At 43.0% G+C, this 11,666-nt stretch carries 13 protein-coding genes; 9 read left to right on the forward strand and 4 right to left on the reverse strand.

Annotated elements, in window-relative coordinates; translation table 11 throughout:
* From IH598_15965 to IH598_15990, 6 genes are all read left to right on the forward strand, one after another.
* Positions 1 to 385: urocanate hydratase (locus IH598_15965; GenBank protein ID MBE0640014.1), on the forward strand; the 385-nt coding region annotated here is incomplete at its 5' end.
* A 77-nt stretch (positions 386 to 462) separates the two neighbouring features.
* Positions 463 to 699, forward strand: a complete 237-nt coding sequence (locus IH598_15970; protein MBE0640015.1) for a hypothetical protein — start codon at positions 463 to 465, stop codon at positions 697 to 699.
* A gap of 4 nt (positions 700 to 703) precedes the next feature.
* Positions 704 to 1,012, forward strand: a complete 309-nt coding sequence (locus tag IH598_15975) for a type II toxin-antitoxin system RelE/ParE family toxin (protein ID MBE0640016.1) — start codon at positions 704 to 706, stop codon at positions 1,010 to 1,012.
* Between the two features lie 317 nt (positions 1,013 to 1,329).
* Positions 1,330 to 1,680, forward strand: a complete 351-nt coding sequence (locus IH598_15980; protein ID MBE0640017.1) for a protein tyrosine phosphatase — start codon at positions 1,330 to 1,332, stop codon at positions 1,678 to 1,680.
* A gap of 338 nt (positions 1,681 to 2,018) precedes the next feature.
* Positions 2,019 to 2,195, forward strand: coding sequence for a hypothetical protein (locus tag IH598_15985; protein MBE0640018.1), 177 nt, complete (start codon positions 2,019 to 2,021; stop codon positions 2,193 to 2,195).
* Positions 2,196 to 2,242: 47 nt separating this feature from the next.
* A complete protein-coding gene (locus IH598_15990; protein MBE0640019.1) occupies positions 2,243 to 3,133 on the forward strand; it encodes a hypothetical protein in 891 nt (296 codons plus the stop codon).
* 44 nt (positions 3,134 to 3,177) lie between these two features.
* Here IH598_15990 and IH598_15995 read toward each other — a convergent pair whose 3' ends face one another.
* From IH598_15995 to IH598_16005, 3 genes are read right to left on the reverse strand one after another with little or no spacing between them, the layout of a single operon-like run.
* Positions 3,178 to 3,714 (reverse strand): CvpA family protein, encoded by a 537-nt coding sequence (locus IH598_15995; GenBank protein ID MBE0640020.1) that lies wholly within the window; start codon positions 3,712 to 3,714, stop codon positions 3,178 to 3,180.
* Positions 3,711 to 4,460, reverse strand: a complete 750-nt coding sequence (locus tag IH598_16000; GenBank protein ID MBE0640021.1) for an ATP-binding cassette domain-containing protein — start codon at positions 4,458 to 4,460, stop codon at positions 3,711 to 3,713. The genes IH598_15995 and IH598_16000 overlap by 4 nt, the downstream gene beginning before the upstream one ends.
* A complete protein-coding gene (locus IH598_16005) occupies positions 4,460 to 5,197 on the reverse strand; it encodes an ABC transporter permease (protein MBE0640022.1) in 738 nt (245 codons plus the stop codon). Before IH598_16005 ends, IH598_16000 begins: the two co-directional genes overlap by 1 nt.
* Positions 5,198 to 5,972: 775 nt before the next feature.
* Between IH598_16005 and IH598_16010 the strand changes: the two genes are divergently transcribed.
* From IH598_16010 to IH598_16020, 3 genes are all read left to right on the forward strand, one after another.
* Positions 5,973 to 6,389, forward strand: a complete 417-nt coding sequence (locus IH598_16010) for a transposase (protein MBE0640023.1) — start codon at positions 5,973 to 5,975, stop codon at positions 6,387 to 6,389.
* Positions 6,390 to 6,613: 224 nt separating this feature from the next.
* Positions 6,614 to 9,559, forward strand: a complete 2,946-nt coding sequence (locus IH598_16015; protein ID MBE0640024.1) for a hypothetical protein — start codon at positions 6,614 to 6,616, stop codon at positions 9,557 to 9,559.
* Between the two features lie 50 nt (positions 9,560 to 9,609).
* Positions 9,610 to 11,493 carry a T9SS type A sorting domain-containing protein gene (locus IH598_16020; protein ID MBE0640025.1) on the forward strand — a complete coding sequence of 628 codons (1,884 nt, stop codon included), beginning with the start codon at positions 9,610 to 9,612 and terminating at the stop codon, positions 11,491 to 11,493.
* A 32-nt stretch (positions 11,494 to 11,525) separates the two neighbouring features.
* On the opposite strand, the gene IH598_16025 is transcribed toward IH598_16020, so the two are convergent.
* Positions 11,526 to 11,666: Txe/YoeB family addiction module toxin (locus tag IH598_16025; GenBank protein MBE0640026.1), on the reverse strand; the 141-nt coding region annotated here is incomplete at its 5' end.

Here is an 11,666-nt window from a genome sequence, read left to right on the forward strand (position 1 = left end):
CCACCATGATGTTTCAGGCACTGATTCTCCTTTCAGAGAAACCTCCAACATTTACGACGGCTCGCAATTCACTGCTGATATGGCCGTGCAGAACGTGATCGGCGATTCCTTCCGTGGCGCCACCTGGGTTTCGCTGCACAACGGCGGCGGCGTTGGCTGGGGCGAGGTGATCAACGGCGGGTTCGGCATGTTGCTCGACGGCTCACCTGATGCCGACCGACGGCTGAAAATGATGCTCCACTGGGACGTGAACAACGGCATTGCCCGCCGCAGCTGGGCCAGAAACGACGGCGCCATCTTCGCCATAAAGCGGGCTATGGAAAAAGAACCTTTATTGAAAGTTACCTTGCCAAATGTGGTGGATGACGAAGTGATCGATATTTAGCCGTGGAAAAGTACCCAATGTTAATGTTTATTTGATTAAAAAACAATTGTTATCTTTGCGCAAAATAATTCAATATCATGGATTTACAAACCAGGAAACTCAACATAATTGAATACCTGATCGGGCTTAAAAACGATCAGCTATTTAACAAAATTGAAGCAGCAATATATCAATCCAAAGCAGAGGAAGATAGGTCTTTTAAGCCATTTACTGCAGAAGAGTTAATTACAAGGGCAAAAAAATCTAATGCGGATTATAATTCCGGAAAGGTTATCAAACAAACACAACTGGAAAGCGAATCAGAAACATGGTAATCTGATGAAAATAATCTGGTCAGACTTTGCATCCAAATCACTTAGAAGTATATATCAGTATTACAAAGATGTGGCAAATGAAGATGTAGCCAAAAAGATAAAGACAAATATTTTCATCTCCACAAAAAAGTTGAACAATTATCCAGAGTTGGGTCAAATCGAAAAAAACCTTTCAAAGCTCGGAGAGGGTCATAGATACCTGGTTTCTGGTCATTACAAAATAATTTACAAAGCCATAAAAGAAGGAATCCTGATAACGGATGTTTTTGACACAAGACAAGACCCAATCAAAATAAATGATCCACACAGATAGGTTTAAATTAAGCCTTACAAATGCCACTAAATCAACTTTCCAGTAAACGCAGTAGAGCATGTGCACATTATTATGGTCACTCTGCATAACCTGGTGGATGATGAGGTGATCGAAATTTAGTTTTGAAATAGAACTTAAAATTGAAAGTTGGTAGGCATGTCTGAACGACGCGAACTAACAAGAATAATTGGAACCAATTATCAGGTGTGTAACAAGATGTGCCAGAAGTGAGATTGCGAATGAAATATGTTTTCCGAATTAAATGACTTTGCAGGATTATTTTTTTTCTATGTTTAATTCTGAAGAAATCGAAAAATATGTCAGACAGTCAAAAACTTAAATTACTCTTTGTTTGCACGGTAAACAGGATGAGAAGTGCGACTGCTCACAAAATTTATGAAACAGACCCGCGTTTTGAAGTAAAATCAGCAGGAACTGAAAAATCAGCAAGTACAGTGCTAACGGAAGAATTATTAAATTGGGCTGAGAGCGTTATCGTGATGGAAAAGCACCATAGAAATCATATTAGAAAACATTTCCCCGACATTTACAAAAACAAGAGAATTGTTTGTTTGTACATTCCAGACGACTACGACTATATGCAGACAGAGCTTATCAGCATTTTGAAAGATAAAATGGAAGATGTTTTTCTTAGAAAGCTCATTTGACGAAGAAAATCAACGACATGCTACATTCGTTTTGCAAAAGAGGCGATTCCAATGAAAAGCACAACTTAATCACTGCTGACCGACAACTTTCTAATATCGTCCTTACAGGACTTGCACCTTTTTCGTAACATCTTCTCTACCCATATTTTGTTCCTAACGGGACTACCCCAGCGAGGCAAAATATGGATAGAATTGAAGAAGTCTCGCAGAGCCTGCCCCGGTCCTTCGGGGGACGCAATATTTCCAATGAATTTGAGTCAAGCAAAAAAATTTTGTCGGACAGCAGTGATTTTTTATGTCTACTACTATTGGATTTAGGTATTACAATAGCACTGACTATGAATAAATTACGTCACAAAACAAAGTGTCGCAGCATCAGGGGTTTCAATGGTGATGTAAGCATCCTGCCCCGCTATAATTTCGGTGTTTCTGGACAGGAAAGTAGCTCGCAATCTCTTACTGCTGACACACTCAACCGTTTACCATTCTTCTTTTTTACACAAACTTTTATCTGACAATTTTGTTCTTATTTTGCAAAAACAACTAATTTTGAGGCAAACCGATGGAAGAGAATTTGAAAAGCGGCGAACTTCATGCCTTGATCAGCCTGCTCGACGAGCCCGATCCTGAGATCTTCAGCAGGATCCGTGAAAGGCTTTTCACTTATGGCATTGCAGCGATCCCAATGCTCGAGAATGCCTGGGATTCGACTTACGAGAACAATGATGTTCAGCAGCGGATTGAGGGAATCATCCATGATATTCAATTTGACAGCGTTTATCAGAACCTCAAAAAATGGAAGAATTCTCCTGAGCCTGATCTTCTGACCGGTTTTATCCAGGTGGCCAGATACCAGTATCCGGAACTGAAAGAGAAAGAAATTCTTGATAAAATTGGGCAGATCGTTCAGGATGTATGGCTTGAGTTAAACAATAACCTCACTCCGCTTGAGAAAATCAGGGTGATTAACCACATTCTGTTTGATATACACGGGTTCAGCGCCAACAAATCGGATTTGTATGCTCCTTCCAATTCCTATCTCAACCTTTTGCTGGAGACCAAAAAAGGCAACGCCTTATCATTGAGCATCATTTATATGGTTGTGGCTCAAAGTCTGAAAATTCCTGTTTATGGGGTAAACCTGCCACAAAATTTCGTCATGGCCTACATCGACAGGATGCTCAACCCCGGAGAAACCGTGAAAAAAAGTGTCATCCAGTTCTACATCAATGCTTTCAACGGCGGTGCTGTATTCACCCAACGCGAAATAGAACTGTTCCTTCGGCAGATAAATTTAGAGGTTGATGATAAGTATTTCCTCCCCTGCGATAACCTGACCATCATCCGGCGGGTACTCAATAATTTGATCTATGCCCATGAAAATAAAGGTGATGTGGAAAAAGTGGCAGAATTGAAAAAGCTCCAGGAAGCACTGGATGATAGGGAGGTTTAACTTGAAGCCAGCATTATCAATAAATTGACAATCATTCAGTGTCTTTATACAACATCGTCAATGCTGTTTTTTTTATCCTCCCACGACGGATCGTTAAAATCGAAGTTAAGGACGTTAAAAAGAATCATGGGGGCGATACTCCCAATTCGCTCGTAAAGCATTGAGTTTTCCCGGGTTTCTTTGTTCAGGTATTTTGCTTTGGGATCAATGTAATTGTATGTGGCAATTATCAGGCTTAGGATCAGCACCCCTTTTATGATGCCGAAAAGCAACCCCGTAATTTTGTTTAAAAACCCAAGTTCAACCTGAGTAATAATATTATCGAGAACTTTCCCGATGATCGCAAGTATGATTACCACTACAATAAAAATGATAATAAAGGCCATGATAAACAGGTATTCGCGTGCCATATCAAAGTGGCTGGCAAGAATTATAGCAAGATAATCCGAAAGTTTTATTCCAAGGTAAATCCCAAGAATCAACCCTGCCAGCGAAGTAAAAGACTTGATAAAACCTTTGCTGAATCCGGCAATGGCATAAACAATCAGGATCACCCCGATGATGATATCCAGGTAATTCATGTTGATTTGAGTTTTCGGGTTAATTTTGAAGCAAACACAAATTTATTCAGTTCCGGGTTATCCGATGTGAGTATCTCTTTGTTATCCCCTTCCCACCAGAGTTGACCGTCGTTGATAAATACGATATTATCGCCAATTTCCACTACTGAATTCATATCGTGTGTGTTGATCACGGTAGTTATGTTGAACTCTTTGGTGATTTCGCTGATCAGATTGTCGATCAGGTTGGCGGTCTGCGGGTCGAGTCCGGAGTTGGGTTCGTCGCAAAAGAGATATTTCGGGTTTAATGAAATGGCCCTTGCGATGGCCACACGTTTCATCATCCCGCCACTCAACTCTGAAGGCATCAGTGTGTTGGCATGCTCCAGGTTTACGCGTTTCAAACAAAAATTCACCCGCTCCAGGCGCTGTTGAGGGGTCATTTCGCTGAACATCTTTAACGGAAAACCCACATTTTCCTCAACATTCATATAATCAAACAAGGCTCCTCCCTGGAACAACATGCCAATTTCCTGCCTGATGGATTTTTTCTTCCGGAAACTGAGTGTTGAAAAGAGACGCTCATTGTACAAAATCTGCCCGCTGTCGATCTCATGAAGCCCGACCAGGCACTTCATCAACACTGTTTTTCCCGATCCACTCTGACCAATGATCAGGTTGGTTTTGCCCTGCGAAAACTGCACCGACACATCTTTCAGCACATGGTTGCTGCCAAAGAACTTGTTGATATTTCTTGCTTCGATCATTACAGTAAGAGTTGGGTGAGGATCAGGTTGAAAATGATAATTAAGATGCTGCTGTAGACTACCGCTTTCGTGCTGGCAGTTCCTACTTCGAGGGCGCCGCCGCGGGTTTCGTAACCCTGGAATCCCGAAACGGTAGTGATTAAAAAGGCAAAAACAGCAGTTTTTATCAGGGCATAGGTGATGGTGTAAGGATCAAACCAACTCTGCAAGCCGAGGATATAATCGTTGGAAGTAACAATTCCTGAAAGGATACAGGCAAGCCAACCGCCAAAGAGTGCAAAGCAGATACTGAAAATGATCAGGATCGGGTTAATCAGCACGCCGGCAAATACTTTGGGTTGAATCAGGAAATTGGCGGGATTTACTCCCATAATCTCAAGGGCATCAATCTGCTCGGTCACGCGCATGGTTCCTATCTCTGAAGCAATACGCGAACCAACTTTTCCGGCCAGCACAAGGCTGATCATCGTAGGAGAAAATTCGAGGATGATGGACTGACGGGTAGTAAATCCGACCATGGTAAGCGGTATCAGCGGACTGTCGATGTTGTAGGCAGTTTGCAGCGCAACTACGGCGCCAACGAAAATGGAGATGATAATCACAATACCCAGGGAGTCAACCCCGAGTGTTTGAAATTCAGACAAAATCTGCCGGAAAAACATCCTCACCCGGTCTGGTTTCGAAAAAACATCTCTCATCAACAGGATGTACTTACCAAGGTCGCTGATCAGATTCATGATGATGAAATTTTTTGGCTAAAGTAATGAAAATTTCATTGATCCCAGATTACGCATTTGAAATGCATAAACGACAAAGCCGGGGAGGGCATCGGGCTGGCTTCAATTCTGTATGATTAACGATTACACCAATTGCAATTCAATGAAAAAGGTAATAAGGTAAGGTCAATTAATGGAATATGTTCTCTACTAAGGTATTGCTTCAGGATAAGGTTTTCCCTCTCCGAAAAATGACCTTTCAAATAATGAAAACCTTATTTCCATCTTCAAACCTGAGTAGCAATCAGCCACCAACGAGCTATCTGACCTTATTGCCTTATTTTCGATGATTTGGAATGAAAATGAACAATCGGTAATAATAAACAACCTCAATAAGGTAATAAGGTTATGAAAATCAATTGGATGCGTTTTCTACTAAGGTTTTGCTTCAGGATAAGGTTTTCCCTCTCCGAAAAATGACCTTCAAATAATGACAACCTTATTTCCAACTTTTAACCTTAGTAGAAGTAACCAACATCCAAACAATCCGACCTTATTACCTTATTTGCTCCAAAAACATCAGATAAATCCGGAAATAAGGTAATAAGGTTATGAATATCAATGGAATACATTTTCTACTAAGGTTTGAGTTCAGGATAAGGTTTCCCTTCTCCGAAAAATGACCTTCAAATAATGACAACCTTATTTTCCATCTTCAACCTTAGTAGAGATGAGCCACCAACGAGCAATCAAACCTTATTACCTTATTTTTTAGATATTTGCCCAAAAAATTACAATGAAAATCGAATACAATAATCTCTACACGCACTTTGTGTTCACCACGTTACACCGATTACCCCTGATTTCAGAGACAAACCGGATCAGAATCGAGAAATACATCACGGGTATTGTGAACAATAATTCTTCAAAGCTTTACGCCATCTATGCCAATCCCGAACACATTCATTTCCTGGTTTCTCGTGCACCAAATCTTTCGGAAGAAAAACTTGCGACCATTGTGGCCGATAGCTCCGAAAAATTTATCAACGATAACAAATTGTCTCATGGCATCTTCACCTGGCAACAGTCGGCTTCCGCATTTTCAATTTCAAAATCGGAGGTAGATACAATCTGTAAGTACATTTTAAACCAGCCAAAGCATCATAAAAAGGTAACTTTCGAAGAGGAGTATCAGGATTTCATCAAACATTAGCAGTCAACAATCAGCGCCAACGACAAATAGTTACAGCAAGAAAGTTCTCCAAATTTTATTTTCGGCAGATAGCGTTTTCACCTGAGCACTATTTGGAATATCTATAAATTTCAATTTTAACATTTTAATTCTGATCTCGTATGGAATTTATACTGAAATTTGCTCATCCTCAAAATAACAGCCTCCGAAAAAATGAATGTTAAATCCATAAACCGTTTCCCACAATGAAAAAATCCTTTCTACTCCTTGTCATGGCCTGCTTTTGGCTGGCAGGCGCGTTTGCCCAGACGGGCGCCATTGAAAACCTCCAGGTTGCCCAGCGCACCGATGGCAGCGGGCTGGTTGACATCCATTTCGACTTGAATGGTACAGGCGCATCCTACAACCTCCAGTTTGAAGCGAGCTTTGATGATGGCGTTAATTACGAGCCGCTCTCCGAAACCTTCCTTACCGGCGTACTGACTGATGTTTTGCCCGGCACAGGTAAACACATCATCTGGGCAGGAAAAGCCTCCCACCCCGAAACCTTTAGCACACAGACAAGGGTGAGGGTGATTGCAACAGAGAAAATATTACTTAAATGTGGTGATCCATTTATTGACCAGCGTGACGGGAATAGCTATGCGACCGTTCAAATCGGGAATCAGTGCTGGATGAGCGAGAATTTAGCCTGGTTGCCGGCAGTTAGTCCATCATCTCAGGGAAGTGAAACAATTCCTCATTACTATGTTTATGATTATGAAGGCACAGATGTAAGTGCCGCAAAAGTTTCTGCCAATTATTATAACTTTGGTGTTTTGTACAACTGGCCTGCATCGCATACTGCCTGCCCTGATGGATGGTACTTACCCACAGAAGTAGAGTGGACAGCTTTAGCAATTTATTTGAGTAGTCAACCTGAATATTTGTGTAACAGCGAACCTTCTTATATTGCAAAAGCTCTTGCTGCATCCTCTGACTGGTATGGTTCATCAGGTACTTGTGCTGTGGGAAATAACCTTAACGATAATGATGCAACTAGTTTTTCAGGTCTTCCGGGAGGACTGCGATCAATTTATGGCGAATTTTACAACATTGGCTACAATGGTCTATGGTGGTCATCAGAGGATAATGCAACTGGAAGTTGGGAAAGAGGTTTAGGATACAATGATGCATATTTACATATTGGTGGAGGAAATAAAGGATATGGTTACAGTGTGCGCTGCATAAAGAGTGTTGGATCAATTTTAAACCAGCCCCCTTTACCACCATCCAACCCTTCACCTGAAACAGGTTCTATAAATCAGCCAATCAATATAACTCTAACTTGGTCTTGCTCTGATCCGGAAGGCGACCCGCTCACTTACGATGTTTACTTTGGAACTGATGATAATCCTCCTCTTGCAGTTGCAGGAATTTCCACCCAAACATATACAACTGTAACGCTGCAATACAGCACGCCTTACTACTGGAAAATTGTTGCACATGATGATCAGGGGAATACTACAGAGGGAGATGTATGGAGTTTTACAACACTTCCTCAACCTGAATGGCAATGCGGCGATGTTTTAATTGATACCCGTGATGGAAATGAGTATTCCAGTGTGCAAATTGGTGATCAGTGTTGGATGGCTGAAAATCTTGCTTATCTACCGAGTGTTAGCCAATCATCACAGTACAGTAATAATGACCCATATTATTATGTTTATGGATATCAAGGAACAAATACTAATACAGCAAAAGCTACAGAAAATTATCAGAATTATGGTGTCCTTTTTAATTGGCCTGCTTCACTAACAGCTTGCCCCGAAGGCTGGCATTTGCCGACCTATGCTCAATGGACACAATTGGTTGATTATTTGGGGTCACAAGGGATTAACCTTCATGGAAATGCCCTAAAGTCCTGCCGTCAGGTAAACTCACCACTGAGTGGTGATTGTAACACGATGGAACACCCCAGATGGAACTCAGACGCCACAAATCACGGATTTGATGAATTTGGCTTTTCTGCGTTACCTGGCGGGATACGACATATGGGGATTTATGGCAATCTTGGCATGTATGGCCACTGGTGGTCAGCTACGGAGTATAATTCCACGATAGCATGGAACTCGGTCATTATAAGCTTTTGGGGCGCGATGAACAAATACTCCGATTATGAAAAGTCCACAGGAATGAGTGTACGCTGCCTCAAAAATATGATTACCGGTGCAGTATTGCCGATCGTTACCACCACAGTTATTAATGGCATCACCTCTACTACTGCAAATGCTGGCGGTAATGTTACAGAAGATGGCGGTGCACCCGTTACTGCCCGTGGTGTAGTCTGGAGTACAACCCCAAACCCGACTTTGGAAGTAAATGAAGGATTTACTACAGATGGTGAAGGATCAGGAGAGTTTACAAGTGTGATTATAGGAACACCAAACATCACTTATCACGTAAAAGCTTATGCAACCAATTGTATAGGAACAGCATACGGTGAAAATGTAATTTTCAAAACTTCTTCTGTTAATCCTTGTCAAAGTCAGCCTGTTTTAGTTGATGAACGTGATGGGAATGCCTACAATACAGTTCAAATAGGAGATCAATGCTGGATGGCTGAAAATCTTGCTTATTTACCAGAGGTTAGCCCTCCATCAGAGGGAAGTGCAACTAATCCCTATTATTATGTTGTAGGTTACCAGGGATCAGATGTAAATACAGCTAAAACTAATTCTTATTATCAGAATTATGGTGTCCTATACAACTGGCCGGCTTCAATAACAGCTTGCCCTCTCGGATGGCATTTGCCTGCAGACACAGAGTGGATAATATTAATTGATTATATTGTTGGTGAAGGATATCCAAACCAGCCTAATGACCCAAATGGTGCCGGCAACGCACTGAAATCATGCCGCCAAGGATATTCACCTTTAGGTGGAGTTTGTAATACCTCTAAACATCCGCTATGGTCTTCAAATTCTACAACTCATGGCTTTGATGAATTTGGGTTTTCAGGGCTTCCTGCTGGTAATCGTTTGAATTATGGGGCTTTCGGTGGTTTAGGTACTACCGGCATTTGGTGGTCCTATACGGAGAGTTCTGCAACAAACACTTGGGGCTACATTTTGAATTACGGCTCTACAAAAGTCAGCAGTGATGATCTTTATAAGGAAATGGGGAGTAGTATACGTTGTTTGAAAGATTAAGCTAACTTTTATTTTCCATTTAATGCTTGCTAAAAATCAAATCTAAAAACATGAAGCCGAATATAAAAATCAACATCACCACCATCCTGATCGCTTTGCTTTCATTTCAACTGCACTCCCAGGAAACCCTTACCAAAGATTCTGACCGCTTTATCTTCAACACCAAAACCGGTGAAGTGCTGATCGCGGAGTCGGCGGCCATGACCTTCGATACCAAAACGCCGGTGGTGGAGGTGCTGGTTCCCAATGGCGGCGAGAGTGCTGGTCATGCCACACCGCTTGAGGTGGGCTGGTTGGCAGCCGATGAAACGCTGGCGGAAGCGCCGGTGTCGGTGTTTCTGCTCACAGAGGCCGGAACGGTAAGCTACACCCTCGCAGCACTAATTGCCAACACAGGTAATGAAGGTTTTAATTTACCAATTGAGGCGGTGGGACAGGCCAAAATCAGGATCACCGCTACTGATGCGTTCGGCAATGTGGGTGAAGATAGGAGCAACGACATTTTCACCATCACCTGCCAGCCACCGCAGGAACTGACGGTGCAACAGATAACCGAAACAACTGCAATAGTTGGGTGGTCTTCAACGGGAACCGGAGTAACCTACGACCTGCTGTATGGCTTTGCCGGTTTCGACCCGCTCACCGAAGGAACGCTGGTGCAGGGAATCAGCGAAAACAGTTACCTGTTGAACGACCTGCTGCCAGCCTACGCTTACCAGTGTTACGTGAGGACAGTGTGTAGCGAAACCCCCGGTGAATGGAGCGCTCCTGCCGAATTTACAACCCCATCGGGCGAAGAACACACCGTTTGCATCCCACAGGGGTGGAGCATCATTTCGAGTTACAACCAGCCTTACAGCCCTTCAATGCCCGATGTGTTTGCGCCGCTTACGGCAAACAACCAGGTAGTGATTGTATTGGGGAAGCAGGGCATTTACTGGCCTTCACAGAATGTAAATACACTGGGCAACTGGGATGTTTACCAGGGCTACAAGATCAAGATGAACAGTGCGGGCTGCCTGCAGATTGCGGGCGAACAGCCATTGGACAAAACCGTTGAACTTGCGCAGGGAGCGAGTTATCTGCCGGTGCTTTGCGACCAGCCGGTGCCGGTAAGCAATATCCTCACCCCACTTGGCAATGATTTGCTGATTGCATTCGACATCCATGCTCAACTCATCTACTGGCCGATGGGACAAATCTATACGCTGGAATACCTTGAACCGGGAAAAGGCTACTTAATCAACATGATTGCGCCGGGTGAAATCACATACACCTGCGCCAAATCATCATTGGCAGGCTACACAAAAGCCCAGCCGCCGGATTATGAAAATGCTCCCTGGATCGTCAGCAAAACCGGAACAAACCACTTTGTTTCAATCACCGAAAGTGCTTTGTCGCAGCTTCAAACCGGCGACTACCTTGGTGCATTTGATCCTGACGGGAACTGTTCAGGCCAAACAAAGGTTGAGCAGGGAAAAGGCAATCTCCTGCTGGTTGTCAATGGCGCAGACCTGACTACACCGGCTGGACTTTCAGAAGGTGAAGCGATGGAGTTCAGGGCTTTCAACGCCACCACCAAAGAAACCATCCCTGTGGAAGTCACCTTCAACAATGGTTTTCCGCATAGCAGCCATTTCGCTGAATCAGGACAATCCATGATTACCGGATTGAAAACGGGGGCAACCAACCTATCAGAAGCCGATTTAGCAGACATCACACTGCATCCCAACCCCACTAAAGGGCTGTTCACCATCGGAGGATTGACCGGGACTTTTAACTTACAGGTGTTCAATGCCACAGGCCTCAAAATAAAAGACACAGCGATTGAACTGCCCGGCCAGGTTGACCTTTCAGGTTATGCAAACGGGATATATTTTATCAGGATCACAAGCGGAGAACGAAGCTGGCTGGAGAAGGTGGTGAAGGAGTAGTGTTGAAGAAAAAAGTCCATCCACATTTTGTGTTAATAATGACCTCTTAGGGAATAGACAACAATGGTGTCATCAATTAATTCATAAATAATCCGGTGTTCAAGGTTAATGCGCCGGCTCCATTTACCTGATAAATTGTGCTTCAAAGGTTCAGGCTTTCCACTGCCGGAAAA

The organism is Bacteroidales bacterium, assembly GCA_014860585.1.
GTDB lineage: Bacteria > Bacteroidota > Bacteroidia > Bacteroidales > 4484-276 > RZYY01.

Excerpts from the sequence above, each read along its gene's own strand:
- IH598_15990 (MBE0640019.1), top strand. The coding sequence starts at position 2,243 with ATGGAAGAGAATTTGAAAAGCGGCGAACTTCATGCCTTGATCAGCCTG.
- IH598_15975 (MBE0640016.1), top strand. The coding sequence starts at position 704 with ATGAAAATAATCTGGTCAGACTTTGCATCCAAATCACTTAGAAGTATA.
- IH598_16020 (MBE0640025.1), top strand. The coding sequence starts at position 9,610 with ATGAAGCCGAATATAAAAATCAACATCACCACCATCCTGATCGCTTTG.
- IH598_16000 (MBE0640021.1), bottom strand. The coding sequence starts at position 4,460 with ATGATCGAAGCAAGAAATATCAACAAGTTCTTTGGCAGCAACCATGTG.
- IH598_16015 (MBE0640024.1), top strand. The coding sequence starts at position 6,614 with ATGAAAAAATCCTTTCTACTCCTTGTCATGGCCTGCTTTTGGCTGGCA.
- IH598_16010 (MBE0640023.1), top strand. The coding sequence starts at position 5,973 with ATGAAAATCGAATACAATAATCTCTACACGCACTTTGTGTTCACCACG.
- IH598_15985 (MBE0640018.1), top strand. The coding sequence starts at position 2,019 with ATGAATAAATTACGTCACAAAACAAAGTGTCGCAGCATCAGGGGTTTC.
- IH598_16005 (MBE0640022.1), bottom strand. The coding sequence starts at position 5,197 with ATGAATCTGATCAGCGACCTTGGTAAGTACATCCTGTTGATGAGAGAT.
- IH598_15970 (MBE0640015.1), top strand. The coding sequence starts at position 463 with ATGGATTTACAAACCAGGAAACTCAACATAATTGAATACCTGATCGGG.
- IH598_15980 (MBE0640017.1), top strand. The coding sequence starts at position 1,330 with ATGTCAGACAGTCAAAAACTTAAATTACTCTTTGTTTGCACGGTAAAC.
- IH598_15995 (MBE0640020.1), bottom strand. The coding sequence starts at position 3,714 with ATGAATTACCTGGATATCATCATCGGGGTGATCCTGATTGTTTATGCC.